The sequence below is a fragment of the Terracoccus sp. 273MFTsu3.1 genome (assembly GCF_000383675.1).
In the GTDB taxonomy this organism is placed as follows: domain Bacteria; phylum Actinomycetota; class Actinomycetes; order Actinomycetales; family Dermatophilaceae; genus Terrabacter.
On sequence record NZ_KB911820.1, the window covers coordinates 949,867 to 970,273 of the forward strand.

20 protein-coding genes are annotated in these 20,407 nt (G+C 72.6%); 15 read left to right on the plus strand and 5 right to left on the minus strand.

Annotated elements, in window-relative coordinates; all coding sequences use genetic code 11:
• The first annotated feature begins 64 nt into the window (after positions 1 to 64).
• The 3 genes from H283_RS0104785 to H283_RS0104795 are packed head-to-tail and all read left to right on the plus strand — an operon-like array spanning position 65 to position 1,462.
• On the plus strand, positions 65 to 754 hold the full coding sequence (locus tag H283_RS0104785; protein WP_020142379.1) for an ANTAR domain-containing protein: 690 nt from the start codon (positions 65 to 67) through the stop codon (positions 752 to 754).
• A 9-nt stretch (positions 755 to 763) separates the two neighbouring features.
• Positions 764 to 1,021, plus strand: a complete 258-nt coding sequence (locus H283_RS0104790; protein ID WP_020142380.1) for a hypothetical protein — start codon at positions 764 to 766, stop codon at positions 1,019 to 1,021.
• A 9-nt stretch (positions 1,022 to 1,030) separates the two neighbouring features.
• Entirely contained in the window at positions 1,031 to 1,462 is a 432-nt protein-coding gene (locus H283_RS0104795) for a VOC family protein (protein ID WP_028785323.1), read from the plus strand.
• Positions 1,463 to 1,480: 18 nt separating this feature from the next.
• Here H283_RS0104795 and H283_RS0104800 read toward each other — a convergent pair whose 3' ends face one another.
• Entirely contained in the window at positions 1,481 to 1,816 is a 336-nt protein-coding gene (locus H283_RS0104800) for a DivIVA domain-containing protein (protein WP_020142382.1), read from the minus strand.
• 149 nt (positions 1,817 to 1,965) lie between these two features.
• Here H283_RS0104800 and clpB point away from each other — a divergent pair, with 149 nt between their 5' ends.
• Positions 1,966 to 4,527, plus strand: a complete 2,562-nt coding sequence (gene clpB, locus H283_RS0104805; protein WP_020142383.1) for an ATP-dependent chaperone ClpB — start codon at positions 1,966 to 1,968, stop codon at positions 4,525 to 4,527.
• Between the two features lie 13 nt (positions 4,528 to 4,540).
• On the opposite strand, the gene H283_RS0104810 is transcribed toward clpB, so the two are convergent.
• The gene (locus H283_RS0104810) at positions 4,541 to 5,137 is read right to left on the minus strand and encodes an HAD family hydrolase (protein WP_020142384.1); all 597 of its coding nucleotides are present in this window, start codon (positions 5,135 to 5,137) and stop codon (positions 4,541 to 4,543) included.
• On the minus strand, positions 5,134 to 5,775 hold the full coding sequence (locus tag H283_RS0104815) for a hypothetical protein (protein WP_028785324.1): 642 nt from the start codon (positions 5,773 to 5,775) through the stop codon (positions 5,134 to 5,136). The genes H283_RS0104810 and H283_RS0104815 overlap by 4 nt, the downstream gene beginning before the upstream one ends.
• 120 nt (positions 5,776 to 5,895) lie before the next feature.
• Between H283_RS0104815 and H283_RS0104820 the strand changes: the two genes are divergently transcribed.
• Together H283_RS0104820 and H283_RS0104825 are read left to right on the plus strand one after the other, a co-directional pair.
• Positions 5,896 to 6,606, plus strand: a complete 711-nt coding sequence (locus H283_RS0104820; protein ID WP_020142385.1) for an LppX_LprAFG lipoprotein — start codon at positions 5,896 to 5,898, stop codon at positions 6,604 to 6,606.
• A 7-nt stretch (positions 6,607 to 6,613) separates the two neighbouring features.
• Positions 6,614 to 8,365, plus strand: coding sequence for an MFS transporter (locus tag H283_RS0104825; RefSeq protein WP_020142386.1), 1,752 nt, complete (start codon positions 6,614 to 6,616; stop codon positions 8,363 to 8,365).
• Positions 8,366 to 8,395: 30 nt separating this feature from the next.
• On the opposite strand, the gene H283_RS24045 is transcribed toward H283_RS0104825, so the two are convergent.
• Entirely contained in the window at positions 8,396 to 9,286 is an 891-nt protein-coding gene (locus H283_RS24045) for an alpha/beta fold hydrolase (protein WP_020142387.1), read from the minus strand.
• Positions 9,283 to 10,116, minus strand: coding sequence for an exodeoxyribonuclease III (locus H283_RS0104835; protein WP_020142388.1), 834 nt, complete (start codon positions 10,114 to 10,116; stop codon positions 9,283 to 9,285). The genes H283_RS24045 and H283_RS0104835 overlap by 4 nt, the downstream gene beginning before the upstream one ends.
• Before the next feature lie 52 nt (positions 10,117 to 10,168).
• On the opposite strand from H283_RS0104835, the gene H283_RS0104840 reads away from it, so the two are divergent.
• From H283_RS0104840 to H283_RS0104880, 9 genes are all read left to right on the plus strand, one after another.
• The gene (locus H283_RS0104840) at positions 10,169 to 10,945 is read left to right on the plus strand and encodes an SDR family oxidoreductase (protein ID WP_020142389.1); all 777 of its coding nucleotides are present in this window, start codon (positions 10,169 to 10,171) and stop codon (positions 10,943 to 10,945) included.
• A gap of 564 nt (positions 10,946 to 11,509) precedes the next feature.
• Positions 11,510 to 12,082, plus strand: coding sequence for a sensor histidine kinase KdpD (locus tag H283_RS26505; protein ID WP_020142390.1), 573 nt, complete (start codon positions 11,510 to 11,512; stop codon positions 12,080 to 12,082).
• A complete protein-coding gene (locus H283_RS24055; RefSeq protein WP_156022970.1) occupies positions 12,079 to 12,729 on the plus strand; it encodes a response regulator transcription factor in 651 nt (216 codons plus the stop codon). The genes H283_RS26505 and H283_RS24055 overlap by 4 nt, the downstream gene beginning before the upstream one ends.
• Before the next feature lie 85 nt (positions 12,730 to 12,814).
• A complete protein-coding gene (locus H283_RS0104855; protein WP_020142392.1) occupies positions 12,815 to 13,522 on the plus strand; it encodes a DNA-binding response regulator in 708 nt (235 codons plus the stop codon).
• Positions 13,523 to 13,614: 92 nt separating this feature from the next.
• Complete coding sequence (locus H283_RS0104860; protein ID WP_051103522.1) at positions 13,615 to 14,802, plus strand: DegT/DnrJ/EryC1/StrS aminotransferase family protein; 1,188 nt, start codon at positions 13,615 to 13,617, stop codon at positions 14,800 to 14,802.
• Entirely contained in the window at positions 14,799 to 16,292 is a 1,494-nt protein-coding gene (locus H283_RS0104865; RefSeq protein ID WP_156022971.1) for a polysaccharide biosynthesis protein, read from the plus strand. The genes H283_RS0104860 and H283_RS0104865 overlap by 4 nt, the downstream gene beginning before the upstream one ends.
• A 34-nt stretch (positions 16,293 to 16,326) precedes the next feature.
• Entirely contained in the window at positions 16,327 to 17,790 is a 1,464-nt protein-coding gene (locus H283_RS0104870) for an RNA-splicing ligase RtcB (RefSeq protein WP_020142395.1), read from the plus strand.
• Between the two features lie 29 nt (positions 17,791 to 17,819).
• The gene (locus H283_RS0104875; RefSeq protein WP_020142396.1) at positions 17,820 to 19,274 is read left to right on the plus strand and encodes a hypothetical protein; all 1,455 of its coding nucleotides are present in this window, start codon (positions 17,820 to 17,822) and stop codon (positions 19,272 to 19,274) included.
• Positions 19,275 to 19,441: 167 nt separating this feature from the next.
• Positions 19,442 to 20,392, plus strand: coding sequence for a hypothetical protein (locus tag H283_RS0104880; protein WP_156022972.1), 951 nt, complete (start codon positions 19,442 to 19,444; stop codon positions 20,390 to 20,392).
• The last annotated feature ends 15 nt before the right edge of the window (positions 20,393 to 20,407 follow it).

A 20,407-nucleotide genomic window follows, 5' to 3' on the forward strand; every position in this document is an offset into this window, starting at 1 on the left:
ACGGGATGCAACACTGTCCTGCCTCCAAGTTCGCGGGCCTTCCCACGCATACCCTGGAGGCCCCGTGACCGTCCTGCGTCCGGCGACCGCTGCGAACGACGACCGCGGGCTCGACGCCGCGGCGCGGATCACCGCCGCCGCGCGGCTGCTGGTGCGCGCGGAGGACCTCGAGGAGGCGCTCTCGCTCGCCGCGTCCGCCATCGGTGAGGCGCTCCTCGGCGAGGCGGTGATGCGGGTGACCACGACCCAGCACGACGTGCTCGCCGGCGCCTCCGGTGTCGTACCGCCGTCCGCGCTGCCCCCGGCCGTCCGCGAGGTTCTCTCCGGGCCCGTCGACGTCGACGCTGCGACGATGGACCCGGTGGACGCCGGGTCCCCTGGCATCCTCATGGAGTCGTCGGGGATCCATGCCACGTGCCGGGTGTGGGCCGGTGTCGGCCGGACGTCGTCTCCCGGTGTGGCCGAGCGGACCGTCGCGGAGCTGCTCCTGCACTCCCTGGCGCAGGCCGTCGACCGGATCGTCACCGTCGACCGCTTCCGGCAGGACGAGGCCAACCTCGAGCGCGCCGTCGAGAGCCACCGGCTCGTCGGCCAGGCCATGGGCATCCTCATCGAGCGGCACCGGATCGTGTCGGAGGAGGCCTTTGACGTGCTCCGCCGCGCGTCCCAGGACCACAACGTCAAGCTGCGCGAGATCGCCCAGCGCGTCATCGAGACCGGCGCCGAGCCGGACGAGGTCGTCGGTCGGTCCTAGGCTGGACGGGTGAGCCCGACGGACGAGACCCAGCACCTCATCGTGCTGCCGGAACGTGACACCGCCGAGGAGCTCGCCGACCAGCTCGAGGCCGAGGGGCTCGTCGACGTCCGCGTCGTGCGAGAGGCGCTCGCGGGCGAGGACGACTCAGAGGCCCACGAGTGGGCCGTCTACGTGCGCACCCCGCCCGACCCGGCGTATGCCGTCCGCTTCCACGCGCTGGCCGCCGCCCACGACGGCTGGTACGACCCCGACCCGCACGACTGAGGAGTGATGATGGCCCGCGCGTTCCAGGTGACGATCGACAGCAGCGACCCCCGCGCCCTCGGTGGATTCTGGGCCGAGGTCCTCGGCTACGTCGAGGACGCTCCGCCGCCGGGCTTCGCGACGTGGCCCGAGGCGCTCACCGCCTGGGGGCTGCCGCCCGAGCGGCACAACGACGCGTACGCCGTCGTGGACCCCGACGGGGCGGGGCCGCGGGTCTTCCTCCAGAAGGTGCCGGAGGGCAAGACGGCGAAGAACCGCCTGCATCTCGACGTCCGGGTCAGCGGGGTGGCCGGTCCCGCCGAGGGCAAGGGCGAGCAGCTGCACGGTGAGGCCGACCGGCTCGTCGCACTCGGGGCCACGATCGTGCGCGAGACGCTCACGGACGCGGACCACTACCTCGTCATGCAGGACCCCGAGGGCAACGAGTTCTGCCTGACCTGAGCGCGGCTCGTGGCGGGGTCAGCGACCGAGGAGGCGGGCGAGGAAGCCGCGCGGAGGCTCCGTGACCGCGGAGGGGAGCGGCGCGGCCGTCGTCGGCGCCCCACCGAGGGCGGTGGTGACCCTCTCGAGGGCGGCATCGACGTCAGCCATGTCGTAGCCGCGCCGGGCGCTCGTCGTCGGGAACCGGCAGGCGTCCACCTCGGCGACGATCTCGCGGTCGCCGTCGCCCGAGAGCAGCCGCCGGACGAGTCCCTCGATGAGGTCGTCGACGGCGCCCTCGTCATACCCCTGGCGGAACTGGGTCATGCGGAAGCGTGCGGTGCGCAGCTCGTCGGCGATCGCGGTGCGGTCCATCCCGCGAGCCTAGGGGGCGGCCCCGCGTCGGCGCGGCGGCGCGCCCCGCGGCATCCGTCACCCTTCCGACGTCGCTCGAAGTTGAGTGGAATAGACTCAAGTCAGCGCCAGTTGATCCGAGTGAACCGATCCCCTCACCAGGAGTACGCATGGACCTACAGCTGACCAACAAGGCTCAGGAGGCCTTCGCCCAGGCCGCGACGACCGCGACCGGCAAGCACCACCCGAACATCGAGCCGGCACACCTGCTGCTCGCGTTGGCAGCCCAGAGCGGCACGACCACCCCGGCCCTGCTCACCGCCGGAGGCTCGAGCGTCGCCGCCGCGACCGCCGCCGCCGAGCGCGCCATGGCCGCCATGCCGCAGGTCACCGGCGGCGCCCAGCAGCCGCAGCTCTCGGCCACGGCTGGACGCGTCGTCCAGCAGGCTCAGCAGTACATGACGGCGATGGGCGACTCCTACGTCTCCACCGACCACCTCCTGCTCGCGCTCGCGCGCACGGGCCAGTTCGCCCTCGACGCCGACGCGATCGAGGCGGCCATCCCGGGGCTCCGCGGCGGGCGTCCTGTGACGTCCGACAACCCCGAGGGCACCTTCGAGGCGCTGTCGAAGTACGGCACCGACCTCACCGCCCGCGCGCGCGAGGGCAAGCTCGACCCCGTCATCGGCCGTGACGCCGAGATCCGCCGCGTCGTGCAGGTCCTCTCGCGGCGGACGAAGAACAACCCCGTCCTCATCGGCGAGCCCGGCGTCGGCAAGACCGCCGTCGTCGAGGGTCTCGCCCAGCGCATCGTCGAGGGCGACGTGCCCGAGAGCCTGCGCGACAAGACCCTCTACTCGCTCGACCTCGGCTCGATGATCGCCGGGGCCAGGTACCGCGGCGAGTTCGAGGAGCGGCTCAAGGCCGTCCTCGAGGAGATCAAGGGCAGCGACGGCCAGATCGTCACCTTCATCGACGAGATCCACACCGTCGTCGGCGCGGGCGCCGGTGGCGAGGGCGCGATGGACGCCGGCAACATGCTCAAGCCCATGCTCGCCCGTGGCGAGCTGCGCCTCGTCGGCGCGACGACCCTCGACGAGTACCGCAAGCACATCGAGAAGGACGCCGCCCTCGAGCGCCGCTTCCAGCAGGTCTTCGTCGGCGAACCCTCGGTCGAGGACACCATCGCCATCCTCCGCGGGCTCAAGGAGCGCTACGAGGGGCACCACAAGGTGACGATCGCCGACTCGGCGCTCGTCGCGGCGGCCAGCCTCTCCGACCGCTACATCAGCGGGCGCCAGCTGCCCGACAAGGCCATCGACCTCATCGACGAGGCCGCCTCCCGGCTGCGCATGGAGATCGACTCGAGCCCCGTCGAGATCGACGAGCTCCGGCGCGCCGTCGACCGGCTCAAGATGGAGGAGTTCGCCCTCGAGCAGGAGAGCGACGCGGCGAGCAAGGACCGGCTCGAGCGCCTGCGCAAGGACCTCGCCGACCGGTCCGAGGAGCTCGCCGCCCTCAACGCCCGGTGGGAGGCCGAGAAATCCGGGCTCAACGCCGTCGGTGACCTCAAGGCCCGCATCGACGACCTGCGCACCCAGGCCGACCGGCTCCAGCGCGAGGGCGACCTCGGCGCCGCCTCGAAGATCCTCTACGGCGACATCCCGACCCTCGAGAAGCAGCTCGCGACCGCCCAGGAGCGCGAGGCCGCGGCCACGACCGGCGAGGAGGAGCCGATGGTCAAGGAGGAGGTCGGCGCCGACGACATCGCCGACGTCATCTCCGCCTGGACCGGCATCCCCGCCGGCCGGCTCATGGAGGGAGAGTCCGAGAAGCTGCTGCACATGGAGCAGCACATCGGCGCGCGGCTCATCGGCCAGGCCGACGCGGTGCGAGCCGTCTCCGACGCGGTGCGCCGCACCCGCGCCGGCGTCTCCGACCCCGACCGGCCGACGGGCAGCTTCCTCTTCCTCGGGCCCACCGGCGTCGGCAAGACCGAGCTGGCCAAGAGCCTCGCCGACTTCCTCTTCGACGACGAGCGGGCCATGGTGCGCATCGACATGTCGGAGTACTCCGAGCGCCACTCCGTCGCGCGCCTCATCGGTGCGCCCCCCGGCTACGTCGGCTACGAGGAGGGTGGACAGCTCACCGAGGCCGTCCGCCGTCGGCCCTACTCGGTGATCCTCCTCGACGAGGTCGAGAAGGCCCACCCCGAGACGTTCGACATCCTGCTCCAGGTGCTCGACGACGGTCGGCTCACCGACGGCCAGGGCCGCACCGTCGACTTCCGCAACGTCATCCTCGTGCTGACCTCCAACCTCGGGTCGCAGTTCCTCACCGACCCGACCTTGAGCCCTGACGCGCGGCGCGAGTCGGTCATGGGGGTCGTGCGCTCGTCGTTCAAGCCCGAGTTCCTCAACCGGCTCGACGAGGTCGTCGTCTTCGACGCCCTGAGCCGCGACGACCTCGCCCACATCGTCGACCTGCAGGTGCGGGCCTTCGCCGAGCGTCTCTTCGACCGGCGCATCACGCTCGAGGTCACCGACGACGCGCGCCAGTGGCTCGCGGAGCGGGGCTACGACCCGGCCTACGGCGCCCGGCCGCTGCGACGCCTCGTCCAGCGCGAGATCGGCGACCGGCTCGCCCGCGGACTGCTCTCGGGCGAGGTGCGCGACGGCGCGACGGTCACGGTGGGTGTCGAGCCGGACGGCGAGGCGCTCGTCCTCGCCTGACTCGTCACAGCCCTCAGCGGGTGAAGAGCTCTGCGTCCCAGCCGAACTCGCGGGCGGCGGTGACGTTGTCGTCACGGTCGTCGGTGAACCAGACCTCGTCACGGGTCACCACGCGCCCGAGGTCGGCCTCGATGGCGCGGTGGGCGGCGGCATACGCGAGCGGGTCCGGCTTGGCGACGCCGAAGTCGGCGCTGTTGAGCAGGCCGTCGAAGAGCCGGGTGATCCCGAGCAGCTCCATCTCCTGGGGCACGTGGTCGGTGCCGTTGGTGAAGACGTAGGTGCGGTGGCCGCCGGACCGCAGCGCCTCGAGGCGCTCGACCGTCTCGTCGATGACGGTGCCACGGTGCTGACGCCACCGCGCCATGTGCTCGTGCACCCGCGCCGGCTCGGGGACGACCTCCTCGAGCGCGGCGCAGATGGCGGCATACCACTCGTCGAAGGTGCGCCGACCGGTGATCGTCGGCAGGAGCAGCTCGCTGCGGAACGCCGTCGCCGACACGTGCCCCGCGGGCAGCCCGAGCGCTGCCTCGATCGCGGGGTTCGCGTCGCCCGGGGCGAAGTCCCGGACGACGCCGTCGAGGTCGAAGACGTAGGCGGTGTGGTCCCTCACACCGTCGAGTCGCGCTGCTCGCGCTCGTCGGAGGGGGTGGTGTCGGCCGGGTCGAGCGCGTCGGTGCGGTCGGCGCGACGGCTGCTCCGCGTCTCGGCCGGGCGCTCGACGTTGCCCGCCGAGCGCGGCTCGTCCGCCCACGACGCGGTGCCCTCGTTGACGCTCCCGTCGGCGCGGCCGGTCACGACGTCGGCGACCGACGGGCCCTCGCGCTCGCGCCACTCGGCCTCGCGGCGCGACAGCTCGGCCTCATGGGTGTCGAGGCCCTCGTGGCGAGCCGCCAGCTCGCTCTCGCGGCGGCGCAGGTCCTCGTCCCGCAGACCGGCCTCCTCGAGGCGACGCTCGTGGTCGAGGCGCGCGGCCTCGGCGTTCTCCTCGAGCTCGGTGACGCGGGTCGCCTCCTTCTCCTCGCGGCGCAGGCGGGCCCGGCGGCGGGCGGCGGCCGAGACCATGGCCCAGCCGAGCGCGAAGAGCAGGACCGCGGCTGCGCCGTAGACGACGAGCTCGAGCGGCGTCGCGTTGCGCGTGAAGCCGAAGGCCGTGACGGCGACCGTCCCGGCGGCGGCGTGGGTCGCCAGGTAGGCGACGACGCCGACTCCGGCGCCGACCAGCAGCAGGATCACTCCGAGCAGGGCCATGGGTTCGTGCTCCTTCGTCTGGTGGCAGGGTTGTCCCGCCGTGATCGTCCCCGACCCTAGCCATACCCACATTGCCGTGGCGGACCGAGGGGAGAGGCCTCCTCGGTTAGCCTGACCCCCATGCGCATCACGGGAACGCTCGCCGCCGCTGCCCTCTCGGCGCTCTGCGTCGTCGGGGTGGCCTCCTGCTCGAGCAGCCCGGACGGGTCGACGCCGAGCGCGTCGCTGCTCTCGCCGGCGCAGCAGCTCGCTGCCGCCAAGGCCAAGGTCGACGCTGCCCCCTCGGTGCACCTCAGGCTCGCGAGCAGCAACGTCCCCCAGGGTGCGAGCGGCGTCGTGTCGGCCGACGGCTGGGGCAAGCACCCGCCGGCGTTCAAGGGCACCTTCAAGGTGACGCTCAAGGGCATCCAGGCCGACGCCGAGATCACCTCGCTCGACGGCGACGTCTACGCCAAGCTGCCCCTCGTCCCCGGCACCAACAAGATCGACCCCAAGACCTTCGGCCTCCCCGACCCGGCCGTCCTCTTCTCACCCGACAAGGGGCTGACGACGCTCCTCACCGCGACGGCCTCCCCGGTCGCGGGCGAGAAGGTGAGGCAGGGCTCCGAGGTGCTGACGACGATCAAGGGCAGCGTGCCGGGCAAGGCCGTCACCGACCTCTTCCTCATCGGTGACCCCAACGGCACGTTCCAGGCGACCTACGGCCTGACGGACTCCCAGGAGCTGCGCCAGGTCGTCATCACGGGCCCGTTCTTCGGCGCCGGCACGACGTCGACGTACACCCTGACGCTCGACCAGTACGGCCAGCCCGTGACCATCACCAAGCCCTGACGCGCCGGTGACGTCACCACACCCGTCCGGAGCCGCTGCCGGCACGCACCGCCTCGCGCTGCTCGCTGCCGCGTCCGCCGCGGTCGCGCTGGCCGCCGCCGACACGTACGTCGTCGTCCTGGCGCTCACCGACATGATGGCCGGCGTCGGCATCGGCATCGACGCCCTCCAGCGGGCGACACCGATCATCTCAGGCTTCCTCCTGGGCTACATCGCAGTGCTGCCGCTCATCGGCCGGCTCTCCGACCTGCTCGACCGACGGCGCATCCTGCTCGGGTGCCTCCTCGTCTTCGTCGTCGGCTCGGCGGTCACGGCGCTCGCCGTCGAGATGCCGGTGCTCGTGACCGGTCGGGTCCTGCAGGGCATCGGTGGCGGCGGTCTCGTCCCGGCCACCCTCGCCCTCGTCGCGGACCTCTGGCCGCCGCACCGGCGTGGGACTCCGCTCGGGGTCGTCGGCGCCGTGCAGGAGCTCGGCTCGGTGCTCGGCCCGGTCCTCGGCGCAGTCGTGCTGGCGTGGTCCGGATGGCGGGCGATCTTCTGGCTCAACGTCGCCGCCGCCCTCGTGCTGTATGCCGTCATCCACCTCCTCGGTCCCCGTGGCGCCTCGCGGGGGTCGGCTGACGTGCCTCGCCAACGCTCTTCGGGTGGCCGCCGCGTCCTGTCGGCGATCACGGCCGTGCTGCTCGTCCTCGGTCTCGCCGTCACCGGGCTCGCGCTCGCCGCTCCCGAGTCCCTCGTCACCGACGTGGCCCTCGGTGCGCCCTTCGTGCCCTTCGCCGGCAGCTCGCGCGTGCTGACCCCGGTCGGTGTCGTCGGCCTCGCGCTGCTCGTCGTCGTCGCGGTGCTGACGGCGCCGCGGTGGTGGGCCGTCCTGCGGCGGGCCGACCTCGTCGGCGCCCTGCTCGTGGCGGTCGCGCTCGGCAGCCTCGTGCTGACGTTCGCGTCGTCCGACCCGGAGAAGGAGGTCGTCGGCCCGCTCGGCTACAGCCTGCTGCCCGTCGGCGCCGTCGCCCTCCTCGCCCTCGTGTGGTGGCACCGTCACGCGGCGGACCCCCTCATCCCTCGGGGAGTCGTCGGGGCGCGCGGCGGCCGCTCGCTCGTCGTCAGCCTCCTCGTCGGGGCGGCGCTCGTCTCGGTCGTCGTCGACGTGCCGCTCCTCGCGCGGCTCACCGACACCTACGACGAGACCGGCGCGGCGCTCGTCCTCGTCCGCTTCCTCCTCGCCGTGCCCGTCGGTGCCCTCGTCGGCGGCTGGTCGCTGCGCCGACTCGGTGACGGTGCCGTCGCCGGTGCCGGCCTGCTCCTCGCCGGGGTCGGCCTCGTCGTCATGTCCCGCTGGACGCTCGAGTCGGTCGGCGACACCGTCCCGGCGACGGTCGTCCTCGTCGTCGTCGGCCTCGGCATGGGCCTCGCGCTCGCGCCCGTCAACAACGCGGCGCTCGCGGACTCCCCGGCCGACGCGCACGGGGTCGCGAGCTCGCTCGTCGTCGTGGCCCGGATGGTCGGCATGGTCGTCGGGCTCGCGCTGCTCACGTCGATCGGGCTCAACCGCTACTTCGAGGCGGTGCGCCGGCTGCCGGACCAGCTCGACACGGACGCCCTCATCGGGGCCGGCGTCGTGCAGGTCCAGACGGTCTTCCTCGGGGGCGCGATCGCCGCCCTGCTCGGAGCCGGCGTGGCGTTCACCCTCGGGTTGGGTCGCCGCACGTCCGCCGCCGAGCCGGCGGACGCCGACGCACCCCGCTTCGTCGCCCTCTGAGGCGACGCCGGTCGGAGGTCCCGTCCGGACTCAGACGGTGGCGGGACGGGCGCGCAGCTCGGCGAGCAGACCGCGTACCTCGTCGGCGACGACGTCCGTCGCCTCCCACGGCAGCATGTGGCCGGCGCGCGGGATGTCGACGAACGTCGCGTGCGGCAGGGCGACGCGCAGCGCGCGCGCCCGCGTCACCGGCATGAGCGGGTCCAGACGTCCGGCGACGATGGCGACCCGGACGCGTTCGAGGGCGGGGAAGCCGGCCCGCTGGTCGACGGAGAGCAGCGCGCCGTAGAAGGCGGCGAAGGTCGTGAGCTTCGTGGAGGCCACCTGCTCGCACGCGGTCTCGACGTCCGCCGGGTCGGCGTCCTCGCCGAAGAGGCCGCGCACGAGGGAGCGGATCCGGGCGTTGCCGCCGGGGGGCAGCGGCAGGCCGCGGGCAGCCATCCGCATCACGGCGGCCTCACCGGTGCGCTCGCCGAGGGCGACGTGGGAGGCCGCGGTCGCGACGAGGAGCGCCGCCCGCACGCGCGTGCCGAAGAGGTCGGGGCGCTGCTCGGCGAGGGCCATGACCGTCATGCCGCCCATCGAGTGCCCGGCGAGCAGCACCGGGGAGGAGGGCGGCACGACACTGCGCAGCACGACGTCGAGGTCGCGTCCCGTGTGCTCGACCGACATCGACGCGATCTCGGCCCGACGCAGCCCGATCGTCGAGCGCCCGTGCCCCCGCTGGTCCCAGAGCACGACCCGGATCGGCTCGTCGGCGAGCTGCTCGACGACCGGCAGCCAGCTCTCGTGGTCGACGGCCCACCCGTGGGCCAGCACGAGGGTCGGCGCGTCCGCCGGGAGCTGCGGGTCGACGTGGGTGTGCACCGAGAGGATGGCGCCGTCGGGGGTGACGATGCCGCGGCGGTCGTGGCGCCTCACGCGTCAGCCCCCGTCGTCCCGACGTGCTCGGGCTGTCCGGTGTCGCCGACCTGGAAGACGACGGGCGCGTGGTCGGAGGCACCCTTGCCCTTGCGCTCCTCGCGGTCGATGGCGGCCCCGACGACGCGGTCGGCGAGGGCGGGCGAGCACAGCGCGAAGTCGATGCGCATGCCCTGCCGCTTCTGGAAGCGCAGCTGCGTGTAGTCCCAGTAGGTGAAGGTGCCGGGCTCGCTCGTGTGCGGGCGCACGACGTCGCTGAAGCCGGCGTCGACGACGGCCTGGAAGGCGGCGCGCTCACCGGGCGAGGTGTGGGTCTTGTCCTCGTAGTAGGGGACGCTCCACACGTCGGCGTCCGTCGGCGCGATGTTCCAGTCGCCGAGCAGGGCGATCTGCGCCCCGGGGTCGTCGGCCAGCCACCCGCGACCGGCCGCCGCCAGCGCCTCGAGCCAGCTCAGCTTGTAGGCGAGGTGCGGGTCGTCGAGCGAGCGGCCGTTCGGGACGTAGAGGGACCACACGCGTACGCCGTCGCACAGGGCGCTGATGGCGCGCGCCTCGGGCGCGACCGGGTCGCCCCAGCCCGGCATCCCGTCGAACCCGACCTGCACGTCCTCGAGACCGACGCGCGACACGACGGCGACGCCGTTCCACTGGCTCAGCCCGTGGTGGGCGACCTCGTAGCCGAGAGCCTCGAACCGCTCGAGCGGGAACTGGTCGGCGCGCGCCTTGGTCTCCTGGATCGCGAGCACGTCGACGTCGCTGCGCTCCAGCCAGGCGGCGACGCGGTCGACGCGGGATCGGATGGAGTTGACGTTCCAGGTGGCGATGCGCACAGTCGGCCACCCTAGACCGCGGGGCCGACGGCCGATCCCTAGGGTGAGCCACATGACTGCACCGCGCACGACGCGACCCACCGCCCTCGTCACCGGCGCGAGCGCCGGCATCGGACACGAGTTCGCGCGGCAGCTCGCCGCCCGCCAGCACGACCTGGTCCTCGTCGCGCGCGACCGTGAGCGCCTCGACGCCGTCGCCGCTGAGCTGACGAGCAGGTATGCCGTGACGGCCGAGGTGCTCGTCGCCGACCTCTCGGACCGGGCGGCCCTGCAGACGGTCGCCGACCGCGTCGCCGATCCCGAGCGTCCCGTCGACGTGCTCGTCAACAACGCCGGCTACGGCCAGCGCCGCAGCTTCCTGCGCAACGACGTCGCCGTCGAGGAGGCCGCCTTCGACGTGTTGACGCGGGCGGTGCTCGTCCTCTCGCACGCGGCCGGTGTCGCGATGCGCGAACGCGGACGGGGCCGCATCGTCAACGTCTCGTCCGTGGCCGGCTTCATCGCCTCCGGCTCCTACTCCGCGGCCAAGGCGTGGGTCACGACCTTCAGCGAGGGGCTCGCCAGCGAGCTCACCGGGTCGGGCGTCACCGTGACGGCCCTGTGCCCCGGGTTCACCAACACCGAGTTCCAGCAGCGCGCGGGGATCAGCAAGCCCGGGCCCGAGTTCATGTGGCTCGACCCGACGCGGCTCGTCTCCGACTGCCTGGACGACGTCGACAAGGGACGGGTCGTCTCGGTCCCGGGCCTCCAGTACAAGGCGATCGTCGGGCTGCTCCGTGTCGTGCCGCGGTCGGTCGTGCGCCGCCGGGCGCGCCTCGTCCGCCGCTGAGTCGAGGCGCTCCTCGTCGGCGTTGCTGCATCGGAGAACGGGGGGAGTTGTGTCGGATGTCCAGTTCGTGCAAGGGAACTCGGCGATCCCGCTCGGTTGCCGCCACCCGGTGTTACCGTGAAACGGCAGGAGGTCGCCGACTCCTCACACTAGGTCCGCGACCGCCGGAGGGTCGGGAGTGGGCCTCGGCTCCTACAGTTCTGGACCTCAGTGATGACAGTGAGACGGCAGCCTTCCGGCCTGGGGGGTCGGATGTGCGTCGGGTGGGGCGCCCGGCGACTGCCGCCGCGTCGGCCGGATCCCGTCACGTCACCCGATCGGGTGACTGACGGTCCGTCGCCGGTCGCGACGGTGCTCTGCCATGTCACCCCTGAGGCGGGCCGAGCGGGGCTCTCGGCCTGAGTACACAAAGACAATGTCCGGGGGGACCGCATGTCGAACCGAAAGTCGGACTACATCCGTCGTGGCGCGCAGCCTCGTCGCGACGTACGCATCGAGGGTGGTCACCGCGCGCCGTGTCGTCCGGGCGCCGGTGACGCCATACGCGGGCACGGCGATGACGCGATGCGTGCCCTGTGCCACGACCTCATCCAGCCGTTGACCACGATCAGCCTCCTCGCCGACCCACAGGTCCTCGACAGCACGGAGCGCCTGACCCGGATCCAGCACGAGGTCGCCTGGCTCACCGAGCTCGTGGGATCCGTCCTGGGTGACGGGCCCGGAGACGACCAGAGAATGCTCGACCTCAGGGACGTCGCGGCCTACGCGGTCTCCTGCTGCGCACTGGTCACGTCGTCCACCGTCACGATCGAGGCGGAGGAGCCGGTGCCCGTGCTCGCGTCGCGCATCTCGCTCGTCCGTGCGTTGATCTGCTTGCTGGACAACGCTGCTCGCGCGGCAGGAACGGACGGACACGTGGCGGTCGTCGTCCGTGCTGATGCCCCGTGGGCTGTGCTCACGGTCGTCGACGACGGACCAGGACTGGGTCGCCTCGTGCCCCAGCACTCCATCGGTCTCGTGACCGTGGCAGCGGTCCTCGAGGAGTGTCGGGGACGACTCCGGCTCGAGAACGGTGTCCACGGAGGCGCTGTCGCGACCATCGAGCTGCCACTCCTGCCGTGGGCCGAGGCGCGATGAGAATCGTGGTCTGCGACGACCATCGCCTCCTGCTCGAGGCTCTCGGCGCCTCTCTCGAGGCCCGCGGTCACGACGTCGTGGCGATGACCCTCACGCCCGACGACGCGGTCGCCGCGGTCGCCGAGCACGCGCCCGACGTGTGCCTCATCGACCTGCACTTCCCGGAGGGGACGAGCCTCGAGGCGGTGCGCGCGCTGACGGCACGCCATCCGGGCACCAAGGTCGTCGTCCTCTCGGCGACGGCCGATCCGCAGGCGGTCGTCGGGGCCCTGTCGGTCGGTGCCGCCGGCTTCCTCTGCAAGGCCATGTCCCTCGATGCGATCTGCCTCATGCTCGACCGGGCCGTCGAGGGGCAGGTCGCGGTGGAGGCGACGCTGCTGCAGCGGGCGTTCCTGCCGCCGTCCGCCCACGACCCGCTCTGGGCGCTCCGCTTCCTGACCGACCGGGAGTGGGACGTGCTGTGGTGCATCACGAGGGGACTGGCGACGCAGCAGATCGCTCATCGACTCGGCGTACAGAACAGCACGGCGCGCACGCACGTGCAGAACCTGCTGACCAAGCTCGGGGTCCACTCCCGGCTCGAGGCGGCAGCCCTGCTCGCCGACCACGGGAGCGCGGCGATCTGGCCGGCGCGACTGCGCGCCTGAGGACGACACGGTCGGCCATGTGACGTAGCCGCAGGTCGTCCAGACGGCGGGTGCGTACGGCGCCGTCCCGATCGATGCTGGGTCGATGGCGCCCCAACCTGTTCGGGTTGCGGTCTTCGCCCGACAGCAGCTGGTGCTGGAGGCGTTGGCGGAGGCCCTCGAAACCCGACCCGACATGCGGGTGGTCGGCCGGACGAGCACGTCGGCGGGTCTGCCCCAGCTCCTCGGGTCGGGCCGCGTGGACGTGCTGGTCCTGCACGCCCTCACCCGCCAGGAGGTCTCGTCCGACCTCGTGCGCAGTGCCCTCGCGCGCGATCACGACCTGGGCATCGTGCTCCTGACCGAGGCAGGCGCGGCCGACCTGGTGCGTGATGCCCTCGAGTCCGGCATCCGTGGATGGGTGTGCAGCGACGAGCCACTCGAGCGGCTCGTGGCCGCCGTTCGGGAGGTGGGGGCGCACGAGGTGTTCATGCCGGTGTCCCGGATGACCGCCGTGCTCGCTCCACCGAGCGGCGTGACGAGGTCGGATGCGTCGAACCGCCTTGTCCTGCGGCTGACTCCGCGCCAGCAGGACGTCCTGCGGTGCCTCATGGACGGGTGCACGCGGGACGAGACGGGGCGGCTGCTCGACATGTCGCCCAACACCGTCCGCACGCACGTGGGAGCCATCCTGCGGCGGCTCCAGGTCCACTCGACGCTCGCGGCCGTGGCGGAGGCCCGTCGCGGCGGCCTTCTCGGCCGGAGTGCCGAGGGAGCGTCTACCGCGAATGGCGTAGGCGGACTCGGGCGCTGAGCGGGTGTGGGTCCGCCGCCCTGTTCCTACCGTCGAGGGAGCGGGCACCGCCCGCGCCAACGTTCGCAGTCTCTTCACGTCCAGGGGTAGCCATGACGGTCCACACATCCGCACCACGAGTGGCCGCGGCTCGCTCGATTCCCTTCGCGCGCACGGTGATCGGTCCCGATGCCCGCTCCGCAGTCGCCCAGGTCCTCGAGTCGGGGTGGGTGACGACGGGGCAGCAGGTCGTCGACTTCGAGCGAGAGTTCGCCGATCACGTCGGTGCCGCCCGGGGCGTCGCGGTCAGCTCCTGCACCGCGGGACTGGAGCTCGCCCTGCGCGGCCTGGGTCTGCCCCGTGGGTCGCGCGTGCTCATGTCGACGAACACGTTCTGTGGCGCGGCCGGAGCCATCACCCACGCCGGCCTCCTGCCGGTCCTGGCCGACGTCGACCCGTGGACGGCCGTCCCGAGCGAGGAGCACATCCGCGCCGCCGTGCGCGACGTCGGTGGTGTGTCGGCCATGGTCGTCATGCACCTCGGCGGCAATCCGGTCGACGTGGGGGCGGCCGCCGCGGCAGCCGGGATCGGTCTCGACCACGTCATCGAGGACGCGGCGCACGCGCTCGGCACGTGGGTGGGGTCGCGACCGGTCGGGTCGATCTCCCGCGCGACGTGCTTCAGCTTCTACGCCACGAAGAACCTGGCGATCGGGGAGGGCGGCATGGTGACGACGCTCGACGAGGACTTCGCCGAGGTCATGGCCCGCACCCGGCTGCACGGGATGTCGCGTGACGCGTGGCGGCGCTACACGCCCGGCGCGAGCTGGCGCTACGACGTGGCGGACGACGGCCTCAAGGCGAACCTCACGGACGTCCAGGCAGCGATCGGTCGTGCGCAGCTGCGCCGGTTCGACATCGACCAGGCACGCCGTCGCGAGGTGGCTGCGCGCTACGACGCGCAGCTGAGCAGCCTCCCCTGGGTCAGCCTGCCGCCGCGCCCGGTCGAGGGCCGACACGCCTGGCACCTCTACGCCGTGCGAGTCCACTCAGGCTTCGCGGTCACCCGCGACGAGCTCATCGACCGGCTCAACGACCTGGGGATCGGCACCTCGGTGCACTTCATCCCGCTGCACCGGCTGACCTGGCACGTCGAGCACTGCGTCGTGCCTGCCGGCGGCCTTCCCGGCGCCGACGCCGTCTTCGCCACCACCCTGTCGCTGCCCTTCGACCAGAACCTCACGGACGACGACGTCGACGAGGTCTGTGCGGCTCTCTGGCGGATCGGGGGCGCGCGATGACCTCCCAGGTGGTCACCATGCCGGGGCTCGGCAGCGCCGGTCCCGGCCTCAGGCTCCGGACCCTCATCGTGGGAGCCGGGGCAGCAGGCAAGGCTCTCGCGCGGGACCTGCAGCGGGTCGACGACTTCGGGCTGTGTCCCGTGGGTTTCCTCGACGACGACCCCTCCAAGCGGCGGGTTCGACACCTCCCCGTGCTCGGCCGGCTGGCCGACGTCCTGCAGGTCGCGACGGCCGAACGGATCGACGTCGTCGTGCTCGCGATCCCGGGGCTGCCCGAGGCCGAGGTGACCCGGCTGGCCACCGCCGCCGCCCGGGTCGGGGCCAGTGTCCGCAGGCTGCCGTCGTTCGTGGCCCTGCTGCGACGCGACGTCGTGGGCACGGACATGTGCTCGCTCGACGTCGCGAACCTGATCGGCCGCTGCGAGCTGCACGTCGCGTCACCGGAGGTCGCCGAGATCATCACGGGCAGAACGGTGCTCGTGACCGGGGCCGGTGGCTCGATCGGCAGCGAGCTGTGCCGCCAGGTCAACGGCTTCGTGCCGGAGCGCCTCGTCATGCTCGACCACGACGAGTCCAACCTCCACCGCCTCCAGCTCGAGCTGCGGGGAGAGGCGTTCCTCGAGTCGCACGACACCGTCGTGGCCGACATCCGCGATGCCGAGCGCATGCGACAGGTCATGGGGCAGTACAGGCCGCAGGTGGTCTTCCACGCGGCTGCCCTCAAGCACCTCCCGATGCTCGAGGAGCATCCGTGCGAAGGCGTGAAGTCGAACGTCCAGGGCACCGAGAACGTGCTGGTCGCGGCGGTCGAGGCGGGGGTCGAGCGCTTCGTCGCCATCTCCACCGACAAGGCCGCTGACCCGACCTCCGTGCTGGGCGCGACGAAGGCCCTCGCCGAGCAGGTGGTCAAGAAGCACGCAGGCGGGCGCACCGTGGTCTCGGCCGTGCGCTTCGGCAACGTGCTCGGCAGCCGCGGCTCGCTCCTTCCCGTGCTCGTGGCCCAGATGGCGGCGGGACGGGATGTGACCGTGACGCATCCGGACGTCACGAGGTACTTCATGACGATCGAGGAGGCGGTCGGTCTCGTGCTCGAGGCAGCGCACCTGACGACCGGCTCGGAGACCTTCGTGCTCGACATGGGCTCACCCGTCCGGATCGTCGACCTCGTGGCCAACTTCGCACGACAGCTCGGCGTCCGCGACGTGCACGTCAAGTTCACCGGGCTCCGTCCCGGCGAGAAGCTCCACGAGTCGCTGTTCAGCGACAACGAGGAGTGCCTCCCCACGAGTCATCCACGCATCTTCGGCGCACAGGCCGTCCCCGTGCACGAGCACTTCGACGCCCTGATGCTCGCGCTCTACGACGCCGCCCGGCGGAACGCGGCGGACGACGTGCGCCGCGCCCTCGGTGCGGTGCTGCCCGTCTACCACCCCGAACCCGGCGACGCGTTCGCCCTCCAGACGTCCGCACCGTACCCGGACGACTACTGATGCATCCCGCACCCCACGAGGACAGGTTCGCCCCATGAAGATCACCGTCATCGCCGGTCGCGCCGCCGAGCCCACGTCGGACCGGCCGTCAGGCCACCACGAGGCACGGGTGTTCGACAGCGACCGCGTCCCGGCGGACCGAGACCTCGTCGCGTCGCTGAACTCCGCCACGCTCGGGATGGACCTCGTGGCGCCACCGGTCGTCCTTCCCGACTTCCACCACAAGTCGGCCATGGAGATGCCGTCGAGCATCGCCGTGGCGACGGCAGGGACGATCCGGCCGACGCTGACGAGCTCCTCGGTCAACTGTGGCATGGCGCTCATCGCCCTGGGCTGCGACCGACCGAGCGATGCCGCCGTCAGCGACTTCTACCGTCGGGTGCGCGAGCGCTACCCCTATCCCACGACCAACCGGCGCGACCTGTCGTACCGAGACGTCATCGCCGCTGCCACCGAGGGCGCCGGCTTCGCCGTCGAGCGGAACGGGGTCGACCCCGCCGAGCTCGAGCGGGTGGAAGAGAGCGGCCGGATCGACCTCGCTCCGTGGGGCGGCGGCGAGCGTCTCGTCGCAGAGGTCCCCGCGCTGACGTGGCAGCTGGCCCGGCTCCGCTTCGGCACCGTGGGTCCGACGAACCACTTCGTCGAGCTGCAGGTGGTCGAGGAGATCCTCGACCCGGTCGCCGCCCGGCAGCTCGGGGTCCACGAGGGCCAGGTGACGCTGCAGTACCACGCGGGCGGCGGCGTGCTGACGGGCGAGATCGGTCACCTGTTCGCCCGCCGACGTGACACCGCCCGCGTCATGCGGGCGGCGATGGCGGTCCAGAAGCCGTTGTTCCACCTCGCCACGGCGCGATCCACGCAGCAGGTCCGCGAGCGGATGCGCCTCTTCTTCACCGCGGCGTGCCCGCCGGTCGGTCTCGACTCGGACGAGGGGAAGCGGCTCATGCTCGCCAACGCCGCGGCCATGAACTACGGCTTCGCGTTCCGCATGGCGACCTACCAGGCGCTGCGGCAGCTGGCGACAGAAGCCTTCGGCGGCGCCCCGGGCCGGCTCGTCGTCGACTCGCCCCACAACTCGATCTACGAGGAGGACGTCGCGGGGGAACGTGCCGTCGTGCACCGCCACAACTCGTGCCGCGCCTACCCGGCGCACCTCATGGCGCCCGGGACCACCTTCGCCCAGACGGGTCAGGCAGTCCTGCTGCCCGGGACGCACCGGACGTCCTCGTACCTCGCGGTCGCCGGCCCGTCCAGCGGCCAGAGCCTCCACTCCGCCTGCCACGGGGCGGGCACCGTCATCGACCAGTTCGCGACGAGCGGGGCCTCCCAGCCCGATCCCGCGGGGCGCTCCACGCTCCGGTTCCGCTACGACGACACCGCGCCGTGCGAGACGGCGCACCTCGACGACGCCGGGGTCAACGCGGCGATGTCCGTGCTCTCGAGCCATCGGATCATCCGTCCCGTCGCCCGGATGCGGCCCTTCGCCGTCCTGCACTAGTCCCCGCCTGGTCCTGAAGGAGAGAGCACATGCGCTTCGACGAAGCCTTCCGCCGGCTGATCGGCGGCTACTGGTGGCTGATCGGGTTGCTCGTCCTGGTGACGTCACTGGCCGCAGGCGTCTACGCCACGAACCAGGACGCGCAGTACCAGGCCTCTGCCCGTGTCCAGATGTCGGGCGGCCTCGCGAGCACCAACGTGCAGGCGGACGCGGCGACCCAGTGGCTCCAGGGTGTCATCACGACCCCGAACATGGTGCGTCAGGCGATGGCCGCGGCGGGGATCACGGGCGACCCGAGCCGCTTCGCCACCCACTCGATCGCCGTGAACCGGGTGGGCGTCTCCACGGTCAACGACGTGCTCGTCACCACGGGCAACGCGGACCGGTCGGTCATCGTCGCGAACTCGCTCGTCCAGCAGGCCCTCAGGTACGCCAACACCACCCACCAGAGCGACGCCGTCAAGATGGCCTCGCTCAACAAGCAGATCGACCGCTTCACCAAGGAGCGGGACAGTCTGATCCACCAGCTGGCGTCGGCGTCCCCGGGGGCGGTGCTCGAGCTGCAGGCCCGGATCGCGGCGGACGCGCCCACTCTGACGGATCTGCTGCGCCAGCGCTCCGACCTCGTCCTCGCCTCGTCGCAGCGCTCGAGCATCGGTCTGCTCGACCCCGCCGTGGCCTCGACGGAGCCGGTCGGTCCACGGGTGGGCCAGCTGGTGGCGCTGGCGGCCCTGGCTGCGCTGATCCTCGCCCTGGGGATCGTCGCCCTCATCGAGGCGGTGCACCCGCGGGTCCGAGGCCGGCGGTGGGTCGCAGGCGAGCTCGAGGCGCCCCTGCTCGGCCACCTTCCGACCCTGAACCTCACCAGCACGAAGGGGGCCCGTGCACTCCGGGAGTTCGGCACGGCAGCCACCGTGGTCGCCGCTCGGTACGGCGGGCGGCCGGTTCTGCTGCTCCCCGTCGAGACGTCGCACGACCGGTGGGCCGCACACGCCTGCGACGAGCTCGAGGCGCTCACCGGACTGCGCCTCGAGCATGATCCCGATGCGGCGATCGCGCTGTCCGGCTCCGCAGGGCGCGACGTCGACGGACCCGTCGTGATCGCCCTGAGCCCGGCGGTCGAGTCGCAACGCAGCCTCGAGGACGTGGTCTGCAGGGCTGCTGCGATGCAGTGGCCGATCGTCGGCGTGCTCACCTTCCGGCGCCGGCTCCTGCTCGACCGATGGACCCTGGCCCGGGGCGGCCCCCGCGCGCCGCGACCGCCCATCACGCCGGTGGCGCCCACCACGTCGACGACGTCGATGACATCGACGGACCCGGACTCGCCGGACACGCCCGAAACGCAGGAGACGCCGGCGTCCACGACCGCCCCGACGCCGTCCGTCCCCTCCGGTGCGGGTGTACGGACGGCGGCGCCCGAGCCCGCGCGGCGGACCGCCGACCACGGGGCGCTCAACGGGCGGAAGCTCGGGAGCATGCCGTGAGCCGTCGAGCCACGTCGTGCGGCCTGGTCCTCGAGGTTCGCTCGTCCTCCAGGGCCATGAGGGGCGTGACGGAACGTGCCTTCGGCGACCGGTCAGGGGCGGCCCCTCCCTCGCAGGAGACGGAGGTTCCCCGCGGGACGGCCGCACTCCTCACCCCGGACGTCGTGGTGACGGTCGAGTCCACGCACGCGCCCTTCGACCTCCGCGATCTGACGCCGGTCACGCGCGGAGCCGCCGGGGACGGCCGCCGGGTGGTCCTCGCGGATGCGTGCGGCAGCGGACTCGACCTGCTCGTCGAGCCGTCCTCCGGGACGCTCGCCGTCACCGCGAGGTCCCGACCGCTGGCCCGGCACCGTGCCCTGCGCCTCGTGACGCCGGGACGGACCGAGCTGCTGTGGCGAGCCGCTCTCCTTCAGTACCCGACGCTCTGGTGGGGCGGGGTCCGCGGGGACGTGCCGCTGCACGTGTCGGCGGCCCAGGTCCGGGGCCAGGGCGTGGTCCTCGCCGGCCCGGGGGGAGTGGGCAAGTCCACCCTGCTCGCCGGCCTCGGTCGCGAGGACGGGACCCCGGTGAGCGACAACCTCTGCACCTACGACGGTGAGCAGCTCAACGCGCTGCCCGAGCCGCGGCGCGTCGAGGGCGCAACGGTGGGGTCCGGGCACCGGCGGATGCCGCACGGTCGCGTCGAGCAGCCGTGGGACTCCCGGCAGGACAGCATCGTCCCCACCCTCGTGGTCGTGCTCCGGCGAGGCACCGGCGACCGGGCCGCCCTCCGGGCGATCCCACCGGCCGTGGCCGCCCGCGCGCTCGTCACCGGTACCTACGCGGCCGGCGAGCTGCGACGGTACTGGGCCTTCGCCGCCACCCTCGCCCTCGGCACGGGTCTCGGGCCGGCGCACCCCGCGATCGTCAGCGGGGCAGAACGTCTGGCTCGGTCCGTACCCTGCGTGGAGGTGGTGCTGCCGGGCCGGCCGGTGGCCTCCCTCGCCGAGCTCGTCGACCTCGCGGTCGGCGTCGGTCGTCACCCCGCCGCCGCCGAGCAGACCGAGCCGCTCGAGCCTCTCGAGCTCTCTCCCCTGGCGGTCCCGGGCCCCCCGCTGACGCGAGCACGGCCATGAGCCAGCGGGTGGCGC

Coding starts and splice junctions, on each gene's coding strand:
- H283_RS0104820 (WP_020142385.1), top strand. CDS start 5,896: ATGCGCATCACGGGAACGCTCGCCGCCGCTGCCCTCTCGGCGCTCTGC.
- H283_RS0104860 (WP_051103522.1), top strand. CDS start 13,615: ATGACGGTCCACACATCCGCACCACGAGTGGCCGCGGCTCGCTCGATT.
- H283_RS0104875 (WP_020142396.1), top strand. CDS start 17,820: ATGCGCTTCGACGAAGCCTTCCGCCGGCTGATCGGCGGCTACTGGTGG.
- H283_RS0104840 (WP_020142389.1), top strand. CDS start 10,169: ATGACTGCACCGCGCACGACGCGACCCACCGCCCTCGTCACCGGCGCG.
- H283_RS0104870 (WP_020142395.1), top strand. CDS start 16,327: ATGAAGATCACCGTCATCGCCGGTCGCGCCGCCGAGCCCACGTCGGAC.
- H283_RS0104795 (WP_028785323.1), top strand. CDS start 1,031: ATGGCCCGCGCGTTCCAGGTGACGATCGACAGCAGCGACCCCCGCGCC.
- clpB (WP_020142383.1), top strand. CDS start 1,966: ATGGACCTACAGCTGACCAACAAGGCTCAGGAGGCCTTCGCCCAGGCC.
- H283_RS0104855 (WP_020142392.1), top strand. CDS start 12,815: ATGGCGCCCCAACCTGTTCGGGTTGCGGTCTTCGCCCGACAGCAGCTG.
- H283_RS24055 (WP_156022970.1), top strand. CDS start 12,079: ATGAGAATCGTGGTCTGCGACGACCATCGCCTCCTGCTCGAGGCTCTC.
- H283_RS0104865 (WP_156022971.1), top strand. CDS start 14,799: ATGACCTCCCAGGTGGTCACCATGCCGGGGCTCGGCAGCGCCGGTCCC.
- H283_RS26505 (WP_020142390.1), top strand. CDS start 11,510: ATGCGTGCCCTGTGCCACGACCTCATCCAGCCGTTGACCACGATCAGC.
- H283_RS0104815 (WP_028785324.1), bottom strand. CDS start 5,775: ATGGCCCTGCTCGGAGTGATCCTGCTGCTGGTCGGCGCCGGAGTCGGC.
- H283_RS0104800 (WP_020142382.1), bottom strand. CDS start 1,816: ATGGACCGCACCGCGATCGCCGACGAGCTGCGCACCGCACGCTTCCGC.